This window comes from Solwaraspora sp. WMMA2101, from assembly GCF_049179175.1.
Lineage (GTDB): Bacteria > Actinomycetota > Actinomycetes > Mycobacteriales > Micromonosporaceae > Micromonospora_E.
Map to the genome: position 1 here is coordinate 5,405,515 of NZ_JBMHMA010000006.1, position 19,825 is coordinate 5,425,339.

The 19,825-nt window shown below is 68.9% G+C and carries 19 protein-coding genes and 1 tRNA gene; 3 read left to right on the forward strand and 17 right to left on the reverse strand.

Going from position 1 to position 19,825, the window contains the following annotated elements:
• Positions 1 to 707: 707 nt before the first annotated feature.
• Positions 708 to 920: a QsdR family transcriptional regulator gene (locus tag ACN28F_RS25645; protein ID WP_421360060.1), complete on the forward strand. Its 213-nt coding sequence runs from the start codon at positions 708 to 710 to the stop codon at positions 918 to 920.
• Between the two features lie 117 nt (positions 921 to 1,037).
• On the opposite strand, the gene ACN28F_RS25650 is transcribed toward ACN28F_RS25645, so the two are convergent.
• From ACN28F_RS25650 to ACN28F_RS25685, 8 genes are all read right to left on the reverse strand, one after another.
• Positions 1,038 to 1,904 (reverse strand): alpha/beta hydrolase family protein, encoded by an 867-nt coding sequence (locus ACN28F_RS25650; protein ID WP_421361511.1) that lies wholly within the window; start codon positions 1,902 to 1,904, stop codon positions 1,038 to 1,040.
• Positions 1,905 to 2,330: 426 nt separating this feature from the next.
• The gene (locus ACN28F_RS25655) at positions 2,331 to 2,558 is read right to left on the reverse strand and encodes a hypothetical protein (RefSeq protein WP_421360062.1); all 228 of its coding nucleotides are present in this window, start codon (positions 2,556 to 2,558) and stop codon (positions 2,331 to 2,333) included.
• Between the two features lie 234 nt (positions 2,559 to 2,792).
• The gene (locus ACN28F_RS25660) at positions 2,793 to 3,743 is read right to left on the reverse strand and encodes a class I mannose-6-phosphate isomerase (protein WP_421360063.1); all 951 of its coding nucleotides are present in this window, start codon (positions 3,741 to 3,743) and stop codon (positions 2,793 to 2,795) included.
• A complete protein-coding gene (locus tag ACN28F_RS25665) occupies positions 3,740 to 4,987 on the reverse strand; it encodes an ADP-dependent glucokinase/phosphofructokinase (RefSeq protein WP_421360065.1) in 1,248 nt (415 codons plus the stop codon). The genes ACN28F_RS25660 and ACN28F_RS25665 overlap by 4 nt, the downstream gene beginning before the upstream one ends.
• 1 nt (position 4,988) lies before the next feature.
• Positions 4,989 to 5,852 (reverse strand): ketose-bisphosphate aldolase, encoded by an 864-nt coding sequence (locus ACN28F_RS25670; RefSeq protein ID WP_421360067.1) that lies wholly within the window; start codon positions 5,850 to 5,852, stop codon positions 4,989 to 4,991.
• A 40-nt stretch (positions 5,853 to 5,892) separates the two neighbouring features.
• The gene (locus tag ACN28F_RS25675) at positions 5,893 to 6,735 is read right to left on the reverse strand and encodes a carbohydrate ABC transporter permease (RefSeq protein WP_421360068.1); all 843 of its coding nucleotides are present in this window, start codon (positions 6,733 to 6,735) and stop codon (positions 5,893 to 5,895) included.
• Between the two features lie 5 nt (positions 6,736 to 6,740).
• Positions 6,741 to 7,676, reverse strand: a complete 936-nt coding sequence (locus tag ACN28F_RS25680; protein ID WP_421360069.1) for a carbohydrate ABC transporter permease — start codon at positions 7,674 to 7,676, stop codon at positions 6,741 to 6,743.
• A gap of 56 nt (positions 7,677 to 7,732) precedes the next feature.
• Positions 7,733 to 8,986, reverse strand: a complete 1,254-nt coding sequence (locus ACN28F_RS25685) for an ABC transporter substrate-binding protein (RefSeq protein ID WP_421360070.1) — start codon at positions 8,984 to 8,986, stop codon at positions 7,733 to 7,735.
• 324 nt (positions 8,987 to 9,310) lie between these two features.
• Between ACN28F_RS25685 and ACN28F_RS25690 the strand changes: the two genes are divergently transcribed.
• Positions 9,311 to 10,156: a DeoR/GlpR family DNA-binding transcription regulator gene (locus tag ACN28F_RS25690; RefSeq protein ID WP_421360072.1), complete on the forward strand. Its 846-nt coding sequence runs from the start codon at positions 9,311 to 9,313 to the stop codon at positions 10,154 to 10,156.
• A gap of 235 nt (positions 10,157 to 10,391) precedes the next feature.
• The gene (locus tag ACN28F_RS25695) at positions 10,392 to 11,633 is read left to right on the forward strand and encodes an ATP-binding protein (RefSeq protein ID WP_289210416.1); all 1,242 of its coding nucleotides are present in this window, start codon (positions 10,392 to 10,394) and stop codon (positions 11,631 to 11,633) included.
• A 195-nt stretch (positions 11,634 to 11,828) separates the two neighbouring features.
• On the opposite strand, the gene ACN28F_RS25700 is transcribed toward ACN28F_RS25695, so the two are convergent.
• From ACN28F_RS25700 to ACN28F_RS25740, 9 genes are all read right to left on the reverse strand, one after another.
• Positions 11,829 to 11,902: transfer RNA gene (locus tag ACN28F_RS25700), tRNA-Ile, on the reverse strand.
• Positions 11,903 to 12,078: 176 nt separating this feature from the next.
• Positions 12,079 to 12,900 carry an alpha/beta fold hydrolase gene (locus tag ACN28F_RS25705; RefSeq protein WP_421360073.1) on the reverse strand — a complete coding sequence of 274 codons (822 nt, stop codon included), beginning with the start codon at positions 12,898 to 12,900 and terminating at the stop codon, positions 12,079 to 12,081.
• A 182-nt stretch (positions 12,901 to 13,082) separates the two neighbouring features.
• A complete protein-coding gene (locus tag ACN28F_RS25710) occupies positions 13,083 to 13,850 on the reverse strand; it encodes a GntR family transcriptional regulator (protein WP_289210418.1) in 768 nt (255 codons plus the stop codon).
• A 73-nt stretch (positions 13,851 to 13,923) separates the two neighbouring features.
• Complete coding sequence (gene deoC, locus ACN28F_RS25715) at positions 13,924 to 14,631, reverse strand: deoxyribose-phosphate aldolase (RefSeq protein WP_289210419.1); 708 nt, start codon at positions 14,629 to 14,631, stop codon at positions 13,924 to 13,926.
• Positions 14,632 to 14,731: 100 nt separating this feature from the next.
• Positions 14,732 to 15,187 carry a D-ribose pyranase gene (rbsD, locus tag ACN28F_RS25720; RefSeq protein WP_289210420.1) on the reverse strand — a complete coding sequence of 152 codons (456 nt, stop codon included), beginning with the start codon at positions 15,185 to 15,187 and terminating at the stop codon, positions 14,732 to 14,734.
• Complete coding sequence (locus tag ACN28F_RS25725; RefSeq protein WP_289210421.1) at positions 15,184 to 16,749, reverse strand: sugar ABC transporter ATP-binding protein; 1,566 nt, start codon at positions 16,747 to 16,749, stop codon at positions 15,184 to 15,186. The genes rbsD and ACN28F_RS25725 overlap by 4 nt, the downstream gene beginning before the upstream one ends.
• A 6-nt stretch (positions 16,750 to 16,755) precedes the next feature.
• On the reverse strand, positions 16,756 to 17,781 hold the full coding sequence (locus tag ACN28F_RS25730) for a substrate-binding domain-containing protein (RefSeq protein ID WP_421360074.1): 1,026 nt from the start codon (positions 17,779 to 17,781) through the stop codon (positions 16,756 to 16,758).
• A 55-nt stretch (positions 17,782 to 17,836) separates the two neighbouring features.
• Positions 17,837 to 18,865, reverse strand: a complete 1,029-nt coding sequence (locus tag ACN28F_RS25735; protein ID WP_289210423.1) for an ABC transporter permease — start codon at positions 18,863 to 18,865, stop codon at positions 17,837 to 17,839.
• Entirely contained in the window at positions 18,862 to 19,782 is a 921-nt protein-coding gene (locus tag ACN28F_RS25740) for a ribokinase (protein ID WP_289210424.1), read from the reverse strand. The genes ACN28F_RS25735 and ACN28F_RS25740 overlap by 4 nt, the downstream gene beginning before the upstream one ends.
• Positions 19,783 to 19,825 lie beyond the last annotated feature (43 nt).

The following is a 19,825-nucleotide window of genomic DNA, read 5'->3' on the forward strand; positions in this document are numbered from 1 at the left end:
CCACAGCCGACCCGAATCAACGGCAAGGGACGGAATACCGCCCATCGGTCTTACACAGTCTCCACAGACGCCACTTTCCGCCAGCCCGGCGGTAGGCCCGACCGGCTTGGTTGTCACCGGAAAGGCAACGCCACATTAGCACACCTGTCCGCATGTTCCGGTGTGCGGGTGGTGGACGACGATCCGCCTCGGCGGCGAATCGACTTCCCTGCCCTGCTCCGCAGGAGTCCGTTTCCTCCCCGGCCTGAAGGCCGGGGTATCCACGGAAGGTATCTGATGACTTACCAGGTGCCGGCGGCTGCCGGAGCGGGCATTCGCGGTGACCGGACGAGCGCGGCAGCCGCCCCGGTGGTCCCGGCTCCTCGCCGGGTGATCAGCGAAACAGCGGTCGTCTGCGGCGGCATCGAGTACTTTCTCGAACACGGCACGGTGGACATGGACGCGCTCGCCGCCGCGCTGGCCGTCAGCCGGGCCACCCTGTACCGGGTGGCCGGTGGCCGGGACCAGTTGATCGGCGAGGTGCTGTGGCAGCTCGGTAGTCGACGGCTGGCGGAGTCCCGCCGCGCGCGAGGGCTACCGGGCGTCGACGGGGTGGTCGAGGTGACCCGGCACTACGTCAGCGGTGTGCGGCACTCCTCGCCGCTGCGGCGTTTCGTGACCGCCGAGCCGGAGACAGCGGCGCGGTCTTCTTCGCCGAACCTGGTGGCGTGCACCAGCGCTTCATCCAGGCCCAGGTCGAGGTCTTCCGGGAGGTGCTCGGGCCCGAGCTCGACCGGGTCGTCGCCGATCCGCAGGCACTGGCGTACCTCTACATCGGCATCGTGGAGTCTGCGGTCTACGCCGAGCTGCTCACCGACCAACCGGCCGACCTCGGCCGGATGGAACAGGCACTGCGGGCACTGTTCACCCCGGTGACCTGAGCAGTCGCGACGGCAGCCGACGCCGACTCGGGTCGACGCCGGCCGGCTGGTGCCACCGCCGGCCGGCGGGTGCCACCGCCGGCCGGCGGGTGCCACCGCCGGCCGGCGCCGGCCGGCTCAGGCCGAGTGCGGGCAGCTGTCCCGGTATTCGGAGATCTGTCGGTCCGGCTGTGGCGGCGGGCACAGGAACTGCTCGTACCGCAGGTCGTCGTCCACGAAGCGCTTCAGCCACGAGATGCTGAACGACGCGATGGTGGTGTTGGAGATGTTCGGCGCGAAGTGGCTCGCGCCGTTCAATTCGAGGTACGCCTTGTCGAGGTCCGACGGGAAGCTGCCGAAGAACGGCTTCGAATGGGTACGTACTGACGCGATGCTGTCGTTCTCGGCCCCGATGATCAGTGTGGGTACCTCGAGTCCGGACCAGTTCCTGGTGAGATTCCACGGAGTCATCGGGATCGCCGCTTGCAGCGTCGGGCGGGCCTGGGCCGCCTCGAGCGCGCCACCACCGCCCATGGAGTGGCCGATCACAGCCAGCCTGTCCGGGTCCACCCGGTCGCGGACGGTGCTGCGCTGCACCAGGAAGTCCAGTGCCGCCAGGAGTTGCCGGCCCCGGCTCGCGGGCTGGTCGGACCGGGTGATCGTGTCGATGTTGAAGACGACGAAACCCTGCGAGGCGAGCCTCGGTCCGAGCCACGCCATGCTGGAACGGCTGGCCGTGAATCCGGGAGCGATCGCCACGGCACCGAAGGTGCCGCTGCTGGTGCTGGTGGGGAAGTAGATCGTGCCGCCGCCGAAGCCGTCGGCGCTGCGCGACGACACGGTGGCCTGGGAGGTGGCGAACGGACCCCGGACTGCGGCGATGCTGGCCGCGCTGGGGGCCGGACCCCGCTCGAAGGGATTGTCCGCAGCGCTGGCGTTGGGGATCGCGGTGAGTCCGGCCACCGCGAGTGCTCCGGCTGCGGCGGTGACCAGCAGGGCACGGATCCGGCGCCGAGCGCGGTCCGGCCGGGCTGTGTCACCGGCGGACCTCCGGGCTGTTCGTGATGGAATCGGGCGGGGCGTGGCCGACGACGGATACACCTGTCCTCCTCATTGGTGGGTCGTTCATGCCGTTGGCCACAGGTCGGCGAATTGCTCACAGGTCGGCGGATCGGCCGCAGGCCGGCGAATGGGCCGCAGCGGTCAGGGAACCTGTGCCGTTGTCTTTTCGGCGCTGCCGAAAGGTGGCCCCCGGGGTGGTGGAAATCCTGAGCGCCCTCAGGTGAATTCGACGTTATCCGTGCTTGTGGACCTTGACCAGGGACAAACGTCGATCGTGAGACGGCCGTCGCAGACTTGTCGAGGCCGGCTGAAAAAGTAAACCGAAATCGACTGCGAATCGTCAATCAGAGATTGCGGAATGTGACGGATTCAGTGATGGGGAAGTGCCGTCGAGTCGGCAGCCGTCGCGACGATCAGTTCGGCGGCGGTGAGCACCTCGCAGCCGTCGGGGTCGCACGCCGGGCAGCGCCCCTCGATCCGGTGCTGTTCGACGTCTGCGGCTGCGGCCAGCCAGCCGGCGTCCCGACGACGGGCGTCCGGTCGCACCCGGAGGCGGTTGCCGATCGGCACCGGCCGGTCGTTTCCGATCGGCGCCATGTCGTCTCCCTGGTCGCGCTGGGTCCGGCCGACGCCGGCGGCACCGTGGTGCGGCGTCGGTCGGGCCGACGCGCTGGCGGTCCAGACATTTGACCCTGTCGACGCCTGATCCGTCACGTGTATGGGTGACCCTGAGACAGCTGTCTCAAGAACGACGCCGGACGTGACGTGCGGACCGGCAGATGCCGTCTCCGGCGCGGGGAACTCGGCGGTTGGCGGGGTCGGGCGGATCTGTCAGCGCTCGGGCGGTGCCAGACGGATCACCTCGACCGTACCGTCCAGCCGAAGCGGTCCGGCGGCGTACGGAACCAGCAGGGTGTCTCCCTGCCGTACCGGCAGGTCGTCCCACTCACCGGCGACGCTGCCCTCGCCGGCCACCGCGACCAGGACGCTGAATCCCTGCCTCAGCCGGTCACCGCCGGAAAGCCGGTGCGCGGTGAAGAACTCGTCGGCCGCCTCGGGCAGCAGTTGTCGGCCGCCCCGTAGCTGGTCCAGCCTCTGTGGGGTCCACCTGCTCCGGTCGACGCATCCCAGCGCCAGGTCGTAGCCGAGGCCCAGATGGCCGTCGGCCAGGCCGAACTCCTCGTACTCGAGCAGCACCGAGAAGTCGGTCGGCTCCTGGACCTCGACCAGCAGGATGCCGTCGCCGATCGCGTGTGGAAGGCCGGCGGGGCAGAGGATCGCGTCGCCGGCGGACACCGGAACGCGGTTGGTCGCGGCCAGCATCTGCCCGGTCTGCTGGCCGGTCACCCAGCCGGCAAGTTCATCGGCCGACACGTCACGGGCGAAGCCGAGATGGACGTACGCGTCGGGGCGGGCCGACAGGATCACCCAGGCTTCGGTCTTGCCGTACGGCGACGCCAGGTGCGCGGTGGCGAAGCGGCGGTCGGGGTGGACGTGCAGTGGCAGGCGCTGGCCCGCGTCGAGCAGTTTCACGAGTACGCCTGGGTCGGCTCGCTGCGGGCCGAGCCACCAGTGCGGGTCGGCGGCGATCGCGTCCGCGAGCAGCCGGCCGTCGGACAGCGTGGACAGGCCGGACGGGCCCAGCCCGAACCGGGTGGTAACCGAGCCGACCCAGTCCTCGGGGCGGTCGGGCGCGGCCGGCACGTTGCGGAAACCGGCGATCCGGCCAGCGCCCCGGTAGAACGTCTCCGGCTGGTTGGCGGGCAGCACCTGGATGGTCATCGATCGACGATCTGGTCGAGGAAGGGAGTCGGGTCGCCGGCCGGTCGGGTCCGCTGCCAGGCGAGCGCGGCAAGGAAACCGCCGACGAACGTGTCGCCCAGCCCGACCGTGGTGGGGCGCGCCACGTCGAGCGCGAAGGCGGGTACGCAGTGCACCGTCTCGCCCATCCGGGCACGCAGCGCGGCGGCGAATTCCACGGACTCGGGCCGGCGCGGTCGCCGACGCAGACGGGCGATGTCGGCGTCGGTGAAGTCGTCACCGTGGCGGTAGCGGACGGCGGCCAGCACGGTGCCGGCATCGAGGGAATCGGCGTACGTCGACGCGTGTGGACCGAGGGCGACGGCCCAGTACCTCGTGTGCAGGACCACCGTCGGCGCGGGCACGAGCGCGTTGACCGCCGTGAGCGCGTCGGCGACCTCGGTCGCCGAGAGCAGATCGACCGGGTGCCCGAGGTACGACTGCAACTCGTCCTCGTTCAGTCCGTACACGTCGACGGCGTCCCGCAGCGCGGCCAGAACCCGGCGGCTGAACGCGGGCTCGTGGTAGGCGGCGTCCTCGAAGTAGGTCACCGCACCGGCGGGCAGCCGCCGTAGATGCCCGCGCAGCTCCGTGAGCCGCAGGTCGAGTTGCTCCGCGCAGCGCATCGCGTTCAATCCGGAGATCAGGAACAGATCTGCCCGGCTGAGCCGCTCGCCGAGATCTCCGCTGAGCGGCATGGCGCCGTTGGCGGGGTCGTTGACGTAGATCAGCCGGTTCGGAAACGGTGCGGTGATGTCGAGGTTGCCGGCGCGGATCCGGAGCCCCTGGTCGTACTGGACGATCAGGTGCGGATAGAGGGTGTCCTCGGCGTCGGCGGCGAAGTGGTCGCCCTCGGGCGGCAACAGCCGGCGCACGGTGTCGTTGACGGTGACCAGGTGCAGCGTCGACGGCACGCCCAGCCGACTCATCAGGATCCCGGCCCGTACGGACGTGCCACCCAGCGCCACCCGGCGTGGCAGCCGGTTGGCGAAGCTCTCCAGCGCCGGGGCGGCGGCGACGTAGTGCTCGCCACCACCCCCACGGGCGACGTAGCTGAGAATCGACACCACCAGGTCCCGCTCGCTGGCCACCGTCGACGGCGCCGCGAGTTCCGTGGCGCCGATGCCGTACGCGGTGACCAGCTGCTGCATGACCTCGGCGGTCAGTTTCACCTCGTAGTCGACGCAACCGCCGAGGCCGAGGACGATCCGGGACGCGTCCGCCATGTCAGTAGAGCGAGGCCCGGCCGGCCGCGCCGAACAGTTCGATCTTCTGTGCGGCGACCACCTTCATGGCCTCGATGCAGGCGGGTTGGATGGCGTTGGGCTCGCGGGTCTTGGGATCGTTGCCCAGCACCTCGCGCATCTTGCTGTGGTAGGCGACCTTGATGTCGGTGGAGATGTTGATTTTGTTGATGCCGGTCCGGGCCGCCTCGCGGATCTCGTCGTCCGGGTTGCCGGACCCGCCGTGCAGCACCAGTGGGATCTGTACCCGGCTCTTGATCTCCTTGAGCAGGTCGAGCTTCAGTTCCGGCTTGAGATGGGCCGGGTACATGCCGTGGAAGGTGCCGATGGCGACGGCGAGACTGTCCACACCGGTCTGCTCGACGAACGTGACAGCGTCGTCGGGATCGGTGTAGATGATCTCGGCGGCACCCGCCTCGGCGTAGCTGTCGTTCCCACCGATCGTGCCGAGCTCGCCCTCCACGGACACGCCGAGGACGTGCGCGGAGTCGGTCACCTTCCGGGTGATCGCGATGTTCTCCTCGAACGGCAGCAACGACCCGTCGATCATCACGGAGGTGAAGCCGTACTGGATCGCCTGCAGGATCTGTTCGTAGGTGGCGCCGTGGTCCCAGTGGATGGCGATCGGGACGCTCGAGTGGTGTGACCGCTCGGCGATACCGGTGATCATCTCGCGGCCGATGTGCCGGACCTCGTCCGGATGGATCCCCACGATCAGCGGGGCGTTCATCTCCTCACTGATCTCCACGATGCCCTTGAACATCGCCCAGTCGCTGATGTTGAAGGCTGGCACGGCGAAGCTGTGCGCGTTGGCGACGTCGAGAATCGCCTTGCCGGTCGTCAGCATGTCCGACTTACTCCTTAGTGGCTGTTGGTTACCGGGTGGGTCAGGTCTTCACGGCGCCGGCGGTGAGTCCACCGATGAAACGCCGCTGGAAGATGAGGAAGAGGATGAGGACGGGAATGGAACCGAGGATGCTCATCGCCATCATCTGGTTCCACTCGTACGAGTGCTGGCCCATGAGCAGTTGAATGCCGATGGGCACGGTGCGCATCTCGTCGGTGCGGGTCAGCGTGAGCGCGAACAGGTACTCGTTCCACGAGATCATGAAGGTGTAGACGCCGACCGCGACCAGACCGGGCACCGAGACCGGCACGAGGATCCGCCACAGCGCGGTCCAGCCGCTGCCCCCGTCGACCTTGACGGACTCGTCCAGCTCCTTGGGCAGCGTGTTGAGGTACGCGGTGATCATGATGATCGCGTACGGCAGGGTGAACACCATGTGGGTGAGGATCAGGCCGGCGTAGGTGTCGTACAGCCCGAGTGCGACGATGAGCCCGAAGTACGGGATGACGAGCGTGATCGGCGGCACCGCCTGGACGCTGATGATCACGGCGTTGATGGTCTTCTGGAACGGGAACCGGAAACGGCTGAAGGCGTACCCGGCGAGCACGGCGACCAGCAGCGTCAGGATGGTCACCGCGAAGGCGACGATGTAGCTGTTGAGAAAGAACCGCAGTTGGGCGCCGTTGCCCAGGATCGCGCGGTAGGCGTCGAGCGAGAAGCCCTCGGTGAGAAGCTGCGGAGGGCTTGCGAAGACCTCGCCGTTGCGCTTGAACGAGGTGGACAGCATCCACAGGACCGGCAGACCGGCGAAGAGCCCACCGGCGACCAGCCCGGTGACGACGCCGGCCTTCGCGAGTAGGCGTCGCGCCTTGACGGGGGCCATCTCCCTCACCGTTCCCTTTGCGAGCGTACGTAGAAGAAGGCCAGCACGGTCGTGAGCAGCAGGACGACGACAGCGGCCGCCGAGGCGGTGGCGAACTCGTACTCGCTGAATGCCTGCTTGTAGGTGAAGGTGCTGAGCATCTCGGTGGAGTTCAGCGGGCCGCCGCCGGTGGTCATCCAGATCAGCGCGAACTGGTGCGAGGTCCAGATCAGATCGAGCACCGCCATACTGATGATCACCGGCCGGAGTTGGGGCAACGTCACGTGGACGAACCGCTGCCACCAGGTCGTGCCGTCCACGGCGGCGGCCTCGTAGAGGTCGGCGGGGATGCCCTGCAGCGCGGCGAGCAGACTGATCATGAAGAACGGGTAGCCGGACCAGATGTTGACGAACGTCACCGCCCACAGCGCGATGGTCGGATCGCCGAACCAGTTCACGCCCTGCTGGACGAGCCCCAGGGTCTGCAGTACGTAGTTGACCACGCCGGCCGGGTCCAGCAGCAGCCGCCAGATCACGGCGATCACCGCGATGGTGAACAGCCACGGCAGGATGTGGACGATCCGGAAGATCGCCCTGGTGACCCCGCTGAGCAACTGTGTGTTGAGCATCATCGCGAAGGCGAGGCCGAGGACCAGGTGGGCCATGGTGCTGACGGAGATGAAGACCGCGGTGTTGCGCAGCGCGGCCAGGAAGTTCGGGTCGGTCAGCACCGTGGTGTAGTTGGCGAACCCGACGAAGACCGAGTTCTCCTGGACGATCACGTTGTCCCGCAACGAGTAGCTGACCACCATGAGGATGGGGACCACCATCAGGACCACGATCAGCGCCATCGTGGGGGACAGGTAGCCGTACGGAACCAGGCGCCGCGCCAGGGTGGAGCGGGACCTGGCGGCGGTGGCCGGCACGGCACGCGTCGGGGTCCGCGGTGCGGTCAGAGTCATGGGCTGTCTCCTTGGTGGGACGCCGCGCCGGCTCTGCCGGCGCGGCGCCCGGACGGCTACTCGATGACCGAGGACCAGTTCTCCTGCGACGCGGTCAGGGCGTCGTCGACGCTCGACCGGTCGGTCAACACGAGCTGCAACTGCTCGGCGAAGGAACGCATCAGATCCTCGGACTTGGGCAGGCCGACGAACTCGTTCGCCGGGTAGCCCTGCTGGTAGATGTCGAAGGCGGCCCGGAAAAGCGGGTCACTGTTGCTGAAGTCGGGCTCGGCATCCTTGTTGCCCGGGAAGCCGTTCGCGATCGTGCTGAGCGACGCGTTCGTCTCCTGGCTCATCAGGTACGACACGAACGTGAAGGCCTCGGCCTTGTGCTCGGTGGACTCGGAGATCCCGATGCCCCAGGAGGCGTAGGGGATCCCCCGCTCGCCGGTGTAGCCGTCCTCGGCGGGCAGCGCCACCACCTCGAAGTCCAGGTCCGGCTGGTTCTCCTTGATCAGGTTGATGTGCGCGAGCGAGTCGACCATCATCCCGATCTGGCCGTTGCTGAACTTCTCGACCTTGTCCTGCTCCTTCATGGTGAGCGCACCGGGGGCGATGACATCGGCGTCGTTGAGGCTCTTGACGAACTCGACCGTGCTCTTCACCTGCGGACTGGTCAGGTTCGGCTTGCCGTCGTCGGTGAGCATGCTGCCGCCGGAGGCCCAGAGCCAGGACATCACGTCGTTCTGGACCCCGTTCGGCACGGCGGTGTCGAGCGGCAGGGCCCAGCCTTTGACGTCGCCGCCGCTCGCACTGATCTTCTCGGCTGCCTCGAGGAACTCGGTGCGGGTCGTCGGCGCGCTGGCGACGCCGGCCTTGGCGAGCAGGTCCTTGTTGACGAAGAGCGGGTAGACGAAGTTGACCACCGGGATCATGTAGGTCTTACCGTCGATCTGGATCTGGCTGGCGATCTGGCTGTCGTCGTAGTCGGCGTCGGCCATCAGCTGGGACAGGTCGGTGATCGCGCCCTGGCGGGCGAAGTCGTTGACCCATGCGCCGTCGAGGCCGACCACGTCGGGCAGGGTCTTCGAGGCCGCGCCGGTGAGCAGCTGCTGCTTGGTCGAGGCGTACGGCGCACTAAGCAGCTCGATCTTGATGTTCGGGTGCTGTGCGGTGAAGTCGCTGATGATCCTGTCGAACTCCCCGGCCGGCAGTTCGGCACCCCACCACTGGGCGAACTCGAGCGTCACCGTGCCGTCGGCCGCGGCATCGTCCGTGCCGCACGCCGCCACGAACGCGACCGTCGCCGCCGCCGTGACCGTCCCTATCACTCGTCTCAGTCGGGTAGCCCGAAACAACATGGCGAACTCCTTCTATATCCAAGACTCTCGATCACCTGCCAGGTTGGCGTCACGTTAGCAACGTGTTACGGGCAAGGACAAGAGGAGAACAGCAGAAAAATGCGTAACGCGGCAGAACGCTGCGGCCAGGTGGTGAGCGGACCGGCCTTGCGGTACTCCTTGCGGCTGCTCAGAGCGCTGTGCGACGTTCCGCTGCTCCCCCTGCCGGATGCTGCAAGTTGATGCGGTCCGCTGCTCCTAGGTGCGCGACAAGCGCGTGGTTGTGGCATACTGCCGCATTGACAAGGGGGAAGCATGAACGTCGACAGGGACGAGCGGCAGCGCCACCTACCCGCCGGGCGCAAGGCTCAACTGGCCGCGTACGTCGCTGACACCGGCCAGGTGACAGTGAGTGAACTGGCCGAACGCTTCGGTGTCTCGATCGACACCGTCCGGCGCGACCTCGACCAGCTCAGCGCCGACGGGGTGCTCGTACGCACCTACGGTGGAGCCGTCAGTCTCTCCACGGTGTCCCGGACCGATCGGGCGGTCGACCAGCGACTCACCCTGCAGGAGCAGGAGAAGGAGAAGATCGCGGGACTGGCCGCGGCCCTGGTCCAGGACAGCTCGACCATCATGATCAACGGTGGCACCACCACCCTGGCGGTCGCCCGCAACCTGGGCCAGCACCGCGACCTCACGGTGGCGACGAACAACCTGCTGGTTCCCGGCGCGTTGCCGCCCACCGCGATCCGCGACATCTACGTCTTCGGTGGCGCGGTGCGCACCCTCACGCTCGCCACCATCGGGCCGGTCAGCTTCCGGGCCAACGGCGGCGCCGAACTGGACATCAGGTGCGACCTGGCGCTGATCGGTGTCGGGGCGGTGGACGCGGATGCCGGCTTCACGACGAGCAACCTCGCCGAGGCCGCGATGATGCAGGAGATGATCTCACGGGCGGGGCGGGTGGCGATTCTCGCCGACTCCTCCAAGTTCGGCCGCCGGCTGTTCGCCCAGGTTTGCGAGCTGGGCAGTGCGGACTACCTGATCACCGACAGCGCACCCCCCGCCGAGCTGCGTGACGCGCTCGCCGCGAACGACGTCAAGGTGATCACCCCGACGACCTCGCCTCGGCAACGGGCGGTGCGGAGCGCGGTCTAGCCGGTGTCCCGTGCGACCGCAGCCGCGTTCGCCGAGCCGACGCTCCGCAGCCTCGACGCCATCCACCTGGCCACCGCCCAAGTGCTGATTCGAGGGGGCAAGTGGTCGCCGACGCGTTGATGACGCAGCCCGGACTGGACGTGCCAGATCATGATCCGATGCTGGGCTAAATCATGTCCAGGCAGCGTGCTATTTTATGATTTCCAGCTGTGCTAGATCTGGATTGGAACTCTCGATGAGCGCCTACGTACCCCGCCTTCTCGACTCGGAGCTTCGCGAGGTCGTGGCCTCACACCCCGCCGCCCTCGTCGTCGGTCCGCGCGCTTGCGGCAAGACGACCACGACCCGACGTCACACGGCCTCGGTCCTGCGCCTGGATGTTCCCGCGCAGGCTGCCGTGGTGGCAGCCGACCCCGACGCCGCAATTCGCGGACTTGACGAGCCGATTCTGATCGATGAGTGGCAGTTGGTGCCGCAAGTTCTCGGCGCAGTCAAGCGGGCCGTGGACGACGATCCCAGGCCGGGACGATTCGTACTGACCGGCTCATCGCAAGCCGACCTCACGACGTCGGGCTGGCCTGCTACCGGCCGGATCGTCCGCCTGACGATGTATCCACTCGTCGGCCGGGAACGCCATGGCGATCCGGCCTCGACATCGCTGGTCGACCGGATCCTGGGCGACGGTGCCGACGCCCTCGGCAACCCGACCTCCCACTGGGACCTGCACGACTACGTGGACGAAGCGCTGACGAGCGGCTGGCCCGAGGCGTTGCGGGTGTCAGGCGATCGCGCGCGAGACCGATGGCTGACCGGCTACGTCGACCACCTCGTCACCCGGGAAGCACCCGCGCTCGGCGTAGCGCGCGATCCCGGTCGCATGCGGAGATACCTGCACGTCATCGCCGCCAATACCGGTGGCGTTCCGACTCACAAGCTGCTCTACGACGCGGCCGGCATCGACCGGAACACCGCCGTCAACTACGACAACCTGCTCGACAGTCTGATGATCACTCAACGAGTACCGGCCTGGGCCGGCAACTTCATGGACCGTGCAGTACGCCTGCCCAAGCGTTACCTCATCGACCCGGGACTGCTCGGCCCGCTCCTACGGGTCGATCACCGCCGCACTCTTCGCGACAATGACCTGCTGGGCCGGATCCTGGACACCCTGGTAGCCGCGCAGCTACGGGCCGAGTGCGCCATCAGCGTCGTCGGCGCCGACATGTACCACCTACGCGACGCCAACGGCCGCCACGAGATCGACCTGCTCATCGAGGCACGCGACGGCCAGGTCATCGCGATCGAGATCAAGGCGTCGGCGGCCCCCTCCCACGCAGACGCCCGCCACCTGGAGTGGCTACGCGACCGGCTCGGCGCAAGGCTCACCATGGGGCTTCTCGTTCACACCGGCCCTCGGGTCTTCGCGCTGAGCGAACGGATCCTCGCCGTCCCGATCGCCAGTCTCTGGTCGAGCTGAACCCAGCACACAGCCTTGAGCTGAGGACGCTCCGGACCGCCCTGACAAGGATGCAGGGCTACCCGTAGCGAGCCCGGCCAGGGCTGACCCACGAATCCCCGGCGCGGAGCCCGGTCGCCGTACGACAGGGCGGCCACGACAGCGGCCGTGGCCTGCATCTCTGCGACCCCTACCCCCGTTGGGTATCGCGTGAGGTGGGGCGGGCGGGGCTCGAACCCGCGACCGAGGGATTATGAGTCCCCTGCTCTGACCGGCTGAGCTACCGCCCCGGCGGGGTGAATCCTATCCGGTGCCCGCGCTGTCGGGCGTACCCGCATCGGTAGCGTCCGCGGGCGCGACTGGCGCGCCGCGGACGCGGCGAATGACGGAGTACGGGTGGTCCGTCGCCGACGGACCACCCGTACCTGCCGGAGCCGATCGTTCGTCCCCGGCGCGCCACCCCGGGTCAGCTCTTCAGGAAGGTGAGCAGATCCTGGTTGACCTGGTCCTGATGGGTGGCGGTGATGCCGTGCGGGGCACCCGGGTAGTACGCCTCCTGCGCACCCGGCACCATCTGTGCGGTCTTCATCGACGCGTTGCGGATCGGCACGATCTGGTCGTCGTCGCCCTGGATGACCAGTGTGGGAATGTCGAAGGCGGCCAGATCGTCACGGAAGTCCGTTTCCGAGAAGGCCGAGACGCACTGGTACACGTTCCACAGGCCGGCCTGCATGCTCCAGGCCCAGAACTGGTCCAGCACGCCCTTGGAGACCGTCGCCCCGGGCCGGTTGGCGCCGAAGAACTTCAACGCCAGGTCCTGGTAGAACTGCGAACGGTCGGCGGCCAGCGTGGCCCGCATCTCGTCGAACACCGCCAGCGGCAGCCCGTCGGGGTTGTCCGGCGTCTGCACCATGATCGGCGGTACGGCGGAGATCAGCACGGCCTTGGAGACCCGGTCGGTTCCGTAGCGGCCGATGTAGCGCGCGACCTCACCGCCGCCGGTGGAGTGGCCCACCAGGGTCGCGTCGGTGATGCCGAGTGCCTCGATGAGGGTGGCCAGGTCGTCGGCGTACGTGTTCATCTCGTTGCCGTCCGGCGACTGGCTGGACCGGCCGTGGCCGCGCCGGTCGTGGGCGACGACCCGGAACCCCTGTTGGGCGAGGAAAAGCAGCTGTCCGTCCCAGGCGTCGGCGTTCAGCGGCCACCCGTGGGAGAAGACGACTGCCGGGCCGGAGCCCCAGTCCTTGTAGTAGAGCTGGGTGCCGTCGGACATGGTGAGGTATCCCATGGCGTCACTCCTGACTCTCGGTGCGCTCGGCGTCCCATCGGCGTCCCGGCCGCGTTGCCGGTGGCGGTGGGCGGAGCATCCGTCGGACAGGAACTAGAGTCTCCGCTGCGGGAGCCAGATAACCGGCGTGGATGGGCGGATCCGGGGAACCGGCCGCCGGTGGGCGCGAAACATTTCCGGGGTCAGCGCCGGGACAGCAGTGAGGTGACCCGCATCCGTTCGCTGTGAATCCAGACGTCCGAGTACTCGATCGGCCGTCCGTCGTCAAGGTAGGTGATCTGCTCCAGGTAGAGCAGCGGAAACCCGTCGGGTACGCCGAGCGCAACGGCGACGTCACCGGCCGCGGCGGTCGCCGTGAAGGTACGCCGACCAGTGCTGATCTTCAACCGGTACTCGTTCTCCAGTAGCCCGAACAGCGACTGGTCGGCGAGATCGGCGTGTTCGATGCCGGGTGCCAGATCGAGTCGTACGTAGTTGACCAGCCAGGCGACCGGCCCGTCAGTGCTGGCCCGGAGCCGTTCCAGCCGCAGCACCGACTGCCCGGGGCGCAGGTCGAGCAGTGCGGCGACCGGCGACGGAGCGGCCATCACCTGGTGCGAGCGGACCTGGGTGGAGACGGTGACCCCCTGCCGGGCGAAGTCCTCGGACAGGGTGGTGAGTTTCTGCGCGATCGACGGTTCGATCGCGGTGGAGGTGACGTAGGTGCCGCGCCCCCGTACCTGCACCAGCAGCCCGTCGCGGATCAGCGTGGCGAGGGCACGGCGCAGGGTGCCACGGGAGATGCCGAGGTCGACGGCCAGCTCCGGTTCGCTGCGCAGCCGGTAGTGCGGCGGCCACTCGCCGGACACGATCCGGGCGCGGATCTGCTCCGACACCTGGGCGTGCAGCGGTGCCGGGGCGTCGCGGTCGAGCCGCTCCGCCGGTGCGGCGGTGCTGAACTGGTCGGACATGGCGCCTCATCGTCATGATGCCATCCTGTGCGGACACCGGTCAGGTGTCCGCACAGGACAGAGGATCGGCGGGTCAGTAACTGGTCGTCGCGGCGGTGGTCTGGTCAGTGACGATAGCCACCCCGGCGCTGGTGCCCAACAGCACCGCCCCGGCGTCGAGCAGCGCCACGGCCTGAGGGTAGGACTTGATCCCGCCGGACGCCTTGACCAGTACGCCCTGCGGGGCCCGGGCCACCAGGTAGGCGACGCTGTCGGGGTTGGCGACCTCGACAGCTCCGCTGCTGGCGTTCTTCAGGTAGGCCGCGCCCGCCTCGATGGAGAGTTCGACCGCGATGTCGCGTTCCTGCGGGGTGAGCAGCGGCAGTTCCAGCATCACCTTGACGGGTACCCCGGCCGCGCGGACCACCCCGGCGATGTCGTCGCGGAACGCGTCGTACCGGCCGCTCTTCAGCCAGCCGATCTGCACGCCGATGTCGATCTGCTGGGCACCGGCCCGGACCAGGCTCTCCGCCTCGGCGGCCTTGCCTGCGCTGGTGGTGACGCCGACGGTGGGGAAGTCCAACGCCGAGGCGACCTCGACGCCGGTGCCGCGCAGCACCTCGGCGGTTTCGGCGACCCACGAGCCGGCCACCATCGCCGCGCTGAAGCCGTACCGGACGGTCTCCTCGGCGTGGGCGACGATCTGGTCGTGGGTGGTGCCGACCTCGATCAGGGTGTGCTGGATGTAGGGCGCCAACGCTGCGGGGGTCGTCCCGATGTCGGCGCGGGGTGCAGGAATCACGATCTCTCCAAGGTTCATCTGGTGCGGCTGGCGGCGGTGCGGCAGGTGGCGGAGTGCGACTGGCCGGCGGTGCGGTACGCCTGCGCGGCGGACGGACCGGCTACATCCGGTCCCGGTAGTAGTCGGGGACGACGACACCGGGCTCGTCGAACCAGCGGGGTACGTCGACCCCGCAGACCAGGCCGACGTTGCCCCACGGGTTGAACGCGCCGGTCCGTACGATCACCTTCGCCTGCTGGGCGAGTTCGCCGAGGACGTCGGCGTGGGCCCGGGTGGTCGTCGGTACGCCGGGGAAGCGCCGGGCCAGCCAGTCCGCCAGCGGGGCGTTGTGGGTGGCGACGTCCTCGGCGTACACCACGCCTTCGACGATGAGCTCGTCGGCGATCAGGTCGAGCACCGTGGTCAGCCGGGGCAGGTCCTCGGCGATGGCCAGGTCGACGCGGTGCGCCGTACGGGGGACCGGGAACCCGGCGTCGACGACCAGCAGCAGGTCGGTGTGGCCGAGCGTGGCGAGCGCCCCGGACAGTTCGGCGTTGAGGATGCCTCGACGTTTCATGCCTTCTCCTTCATGATGTGGGTGCCCTCCGGCATGGTGTGGGCGCCGGTGGCCAGCGCCATGACCCTCTCCTCGGTGGCGTCGTCGGCGTCGAGGACCCCGACGAGCCGGCCGGCGGCCAGCACCGCGATCCGGTCGCTGACGGTGAGCAGTTCGGGCAGGTCCGACGAGGAGACGACGATGCCGACCCCATCGGCGGCAAGGTCGCGGAACAGCCGGTAGATCTCCGCTTTGGCGCCGACGTCGACGCCCCGGGTGGGTTCGTCGAGCAGCATCAGCCGCGGCTCGATGGCCAGCCAGCGGGCGAGCAGCGCCTTCTGCTGGTTGCCGCCGGACAGCTGCGTGATGCCCTGCGCGGAGTCGGCGGTCTTGACCCGCAGTTGGCGGACCCGGGTGTCGGCGTCGCGCCGCAGAGCACGCCGGGGCAGCAGACCGAACCGTTGCCGGCGACCGAGGGTCAGGATGTTGATGTTGTCGGCGACGCTCATCGTCGGCAGGACGCCCTGGTGGCGACGTTCGCCGGGCAGGTACGCCACCCGGGCGCGGATCGCGTCGCGGGGGGTACGCGCGGTGAACGACGTGCCGTCGAGCTGCAGGTCACCACCGCTGACCGGGTCGGCGCCGAAGATGCCCCGCAGCAGCTCGACCCGTCCACTGTCGGGTAGCCCGGCGATGCCGACGACCTCGCCGGGCGCGACGTCGAGGTCGACGTCGGTGAATCCCGTGCCGGTGACGCCGCGCATCCGCAGCCGGGGGGTGGTGCCGGCCGGGGCGGCGTGTCCGCCGCCGCGGTCGAGTTCGCCGGCGAGTTCCCGGCCGACCATCGCCGCCACCACCTGGTCGGGGGTCACGTCGGCGGTCGGCCAGTGCCCGACGTGCCGACCGTCGCGCAGCACGTGGATGTGCTGCGACAGGGCGAACACCTCGGGCATCCGGTGTGAGACGTACAGCATGGTGACGCCGTCGTCGCGCAGCTGGCGGATCACCCGGAACAGCCGATCGGACTCGGCCGGCGACAGGATCGACGTCGGCTCGTCGAGGATCACCAGGCGGGCGTCGCGGGCCAACGACCTGGCGATGACCACTAGTTGCCCGGTGGCCGCGTCGAGGTCGCCGACGCGACGGCGGGGATCCAGCCGTACGCCGAGCCGGTCGAGCAGCGCGGCGGCCCGGTCGTCCATGCGGCGCCGGTTCGGGAACACGCGGGAGCCGGGTTCCGCGCCGAGCAGGATGTTCTCGGCGACGGTCCGGTCGGTGGCCAGGGCCAGTTCCTGCGGCACCAGGGCCACCCGGTGCCGACTGAGCAGATTGGCCGGGTCGAACCGGGTGACCTGCTCGTCAGCGACCTGCACGGTCCCGCTGGTGGGGGAGTCCAGGCCGGCCAGGATCTTCATGAGCGTCGACTTGCCGGCACCGTTCTCGCCCATGACGGCGGTGAGGCTTCCGGCGGCGACGTCCATCGTCACGTCGTGCAGCGCACGGACTGGTCCGAAGTGCTTCGACAGACCGGTCACCGCGACGGCGGTGGCCGTCGGGGTGCTGATCGTGGCCGGGCTGGTCATATCGGCTCAGCCCTCCACGGGTACGTCGTCGACGTTGTCTGGGGTGACGACCAGGACGCCGGTGTCCACGTCGCTGATCGCGGTGCCGTCGCTGAGGAAGCCGGTGAGCAGCTTGACGGCCTGGTAGCCCTGCTCGGCCGGGGCCTGGCTGATGGTCAGGTCGACCACACCGGCCTTGAGGTACTCGACGGTCTGCGGCTGGACGTCGAAGCCGACCGAGTGGATCTTTCCGGCGTTACCGGACTGCTGGAGCCAGGTCGCACCGGCGGTGAAGCTGCAGCAGTCGAGGGAGACCAGCGCGATCGCGTCGTTCTGTGCCGCCATCGTCGATTCGATCGTGTTGTACGCCGCGCTCGGCTCGTTGCCGGTGTTCACCGGTCCGACGATGTCCAACCCGGATGCCTCCAGGGCCGACTGGAAGCCGGAGAAGCGGTCGTTGGACCAGCCGGCACCGGCGTCGACGGAGACGACGACGACCTTGCCGGTCTGGCCGTCGAGGACGCCGAGCAGCTCCTCGGCCAGCGCGGCGCCGGAGGCGACCAGGTCCTGTCCGACGAAGCCCATCTGCTGCGAGTCGGGGTTGTTCGTGTTGAACGAGATGATCGGGATGCCCGCGTCGTAGGCCTGAGCGATGACCGGCATCAGGGCGTCGTTGCTGGCCGAGGAGACGGCCAGGCCGTGGATCTGCCGCTGGTTGATCAGCGTCTGCAGCTCGGCGACCTGGTCGGCGGCACTGCCTCCGGCGGGTCCGATCATTTCGGCCTCGACGCTGAGTTCGGCGGCGGCCCGCTGCATGCCCTCGCGGATCGGTACGGCGAACGCCAGCGAGGGGTCGTGGTAGCTGAGCCGGATCTTCAGCTGGTCGCCGTTGTCGACCGCCTCCTGGATGTAGTCGGCGAGTTGGAAGCCGCCGTCGCCGGAGGCGGAGTCGGAGTCGGTGGCCGGGGTGACCGCACCGCAGGCGGTGGCGGCGAGCAGGCTCGCGCCGAGTACGGCGGCGAAGGCGGTGCGTCGCCGGAGGGAGAACCGCATGTCGAAGGCTCCTTGCTGGTGTGTCGGGGTGGATGGGTGGTGAGCTGGACCGGGGTCAGCGTCGACCGGATCGCTTGCGCAGCCAGGTGTCGGCCGCGACGGCGAGGATGATGACCGCGCCGGTGGCCACGGTCTGCCAGAACGACGAGATGCCGCGCAGGTTGAGGATGTTCTGCAGGACACCGATGAAGGCGACGCCGATGACGGTGCCGAGCATGGTGCCGGATCCGCCGAACAGCGCGGCACCGCCGATGATCACCGCAGAGATCGCCGTCAGCTCCATCCCGGTGCCGGTGACGCCCTGCACGTACGACAGGAACGACAGTCCGAGTACGCCGGCGAGGGCGGCCAGGGTGCCGGAGATGGTGAAAGCGGCGACCTTGACCCGGCCGGTGCGGATGCCGCAGAGCCGGGCGGCTTCGGCGCTGCCACCCACCGCGTAGGTGTTGAAGCCGTAGCGGGAGCGCGACAGCACGATGGCGAAGACGACGGCGACCGTCGCGAAGATGACCAGCTGCATCGGCAGCAGCCCGAACAGTCGTCCCTGGCCGAGCAGGTTGAACTCGGCTACGCCTGGTTCCCGGGCGGACAGGGAGATCGGTGCGCCGCCGCTGAGCAGCAGCGTGACACCACGGTAGACGCTCAGGGTGCCCAGGGTGACGATGAACGACGGGATGCCGAAACCGACGGTCATCAGGCCGTTGAGCAGGCCGGCGAGCGCGCCGGCGGCTACCCCGCCGAGGGCGGCCAGTGGCCAGGCGACGTCCGAGGTCATCAGCAGTCCGCAGACGATGGCGCCGAGCCCGTAGATCGAGCCGACCGACAGGTCGATCTCGGCGTTGATGATGACGAAGGTGACGCCGACGGCCATGATGCCGATCTGGGCGATCTGCTGGCCGACGGTGAGGAAGTTGTTGGTGCCGAGGAACCCGGGTGCCAGGAACGCACCGAGGGCGAACAGGACGATCAACGCGCCGAAGGTGCTCGCCTCGCGGGCGTGCAGGAATCGGCGCAGCGGTGACCGGTTGGCGGGTGGGGCGGCCGGTACGGCGACCGGGGGCGCCGGGGTGGTCGTCTGGGTCATCGGTCTCGTCTCCTGAGCAGGGCCGCGACGTCGTCGGGGTAGGCGAGTGCGGGGACGACCTCGGCGATGCCGACGGCGTGGGCGCCGGCGGCGGCGGCGTACCGGGCCGCGTCGGTGAGGGTGTCGCCGCGGGCCAGGCCGACGGCGAGCGCGCCGGTGAAGGCGTCGCCGGCGCCGGTGGTGTCGACGACCCGGGGCACGGTTACCGGTTCGACGACGACGCGCCGCCCGTCATGGTCGACGACGGCACCGGCGGCGCCGAGGGTGAGTACCAGCGCACCGGCGTACCGGGTGCGGATGAGGTCGACGAGGTCGTCGGGGTGCGCGTTGCCGTCCGGCTGGTGGCCGGTCAGCACCTGGGCCTCGCTGGCGTTCGGGGTGAGCACGTCGATCCACGCCCAGGCCTCGTCCGGCAGTTCGACGGCGGGTGCCGGGTTGAGCAGGGTTCGTACGCCGTTCGCGTGCGCCAGGCGCAGCGCGGCGGTCGCCACCGGCAGTGGGATCTCCAGTGACACGACGACGGTGTCGGCGTCGGTGATCCGGTCGGCGAACCGGTCCACGTCGGCCGTGGTGAGCTGGTCGAGGGCGCCGGGGGCGATGACGATCCGGTTCTCGCCGTGGGTGTCGACCAGGATGACGCCGACCATCGTCGCGGCGTCGGCGGTGCGCACCCCCGTGGCGTCCACACCTTCCTCGGCCCACATCTGTCGGGCGGCGGTGCCGAACTGGTCGGGTCCGACCGCGCTCAGCAGGCTGACCTGTGCCCCGAGCCGAGCGGCGGCGACCGCCTGGTTGGAGCCCTTGCCGCCATGCCCGGAACTGAAGTCACCGCCGGTGAGGGTCTCTCCGGCGACCGGCACCCGGGGCACCCGCATGGTGAGTCCGGCACCGTAGCTCCCGACTACTGCTATCTTCATCCTGGCCTCTTGTTCATGGACAACCATGTACAACTCAACTGAC

Excerpts from the sequence above, each read along its gene's own strand:
- ACN28F_RS25710 (WP_289210418.1), bottom strand. The coding sequence starts at position 13,850 with ATGTCCGACCAGTTCAGCACCGCCGCACCGGCGGAGCGGCTCGACCGC.
- ACN28F_RS25660 (WP_421360063.1), bottom strand. The coding sequence starts at position 3,743 with ATGACCATCCAGGTGCTGCCCGCCAACCAGCCGGAGACGTTCTACCGG.
- ACN28F_RS25740 (WP_289210424.1), bottom strand. The coding sequence starts at position 19,782 with ATGAAGATAGCAGTAGTCGGGAGCTACGGTGCCGGACTCACCATGCGG.
- ACN28F_RS25665 (WP_421360065.1), bottom strand. The coding sequence starts at position 4,987 with ATGGCGGACGCGTCCCGGATCGTCCTCGGCCTCGGCGGTTGCGTCGAC.
- ACN28F_RS25705 (WP_421360073.1), bottom strand. The coding sequence starts at position 12,900 with ATGGGATACCTCACCATGTCCGACGGCACCCAGCTCTACTACAAGGAC.
- ACN28F_RS25735 (WP_289210423.1), bottom strand. The coding sequence starts at position 18,865 with ATGACCCAGACGACCACCCCGGCGCCCCCGGTCGCCGTACCGGCCGCC.
- ACN28F_RS25670 (WP_421360067.1), bottom strand. The coding sequence starts at position 5,852 with ATGCTGACGACCGGCAAGGCGATTCTCGACGTCGCCAACGCGCACAGC.
- ACN28F_RS25730 (WP_421360074.1), bottom strand. The coding sequence starts at position 17,781 with ATGCGGTTCTCCCTCCGGCGACGCACCGCCTTCGCCGCCGTACTCGGC.
- ACN28F_RS25680 (WP_421360069.1), bottom strand. The coding sequence starts at position 7,676 with ATGACTCTGACCGCACCGCGGACCCCGACGCGTGCCGTGCCGGCCACC.
- ACN28F_RS25655 (WP_421360062.1), bottom strand. The coding sequence starts at position 2,558 with ATGGCGCCGATCGGAAACGACCGGCCGGTGCCGATCGGCAACCGCCTC.
- ACN28F_RS25695 (WP_289210416.1), top strand. The coding sequence starts at position 10,392 with ATGAGCGCCTACGTACCCCGCCTTCTCGACTCGGAGCTTCGCGAGGTC.
- rbsD (WP_289210420.1), bottom strand. The coding sequence starts at position 15,187 with ATGAAACGTCGAGGCATCCTCAACGCCGAACTGTCCGGGGCGCTCGCC.
- ACN28F_RS25675 (WP_421360068.1), bottom strand. The coding sequence starts at position 6,735 with ATGGCCCCCGTCAAGGCGCGACGCCTACTCGCGAAGGCCGGCGTCGTC.
- ACN28F_RS25725 (WP_289210421.1), bottom strand. The coding sequence starts at position 16,749 with ATGACCAGCCCGGCCACGATCAGCACCCCGACGGCCACCGCCGTCGCG.
- ACN28F_RS25690 (WP_421360072.1), top strand. The coding sequence starts at position 9,311 with ATGAACGTCGACAGGGACGAGCGGCAGCGCCACCTACCCGCCGGGCGC.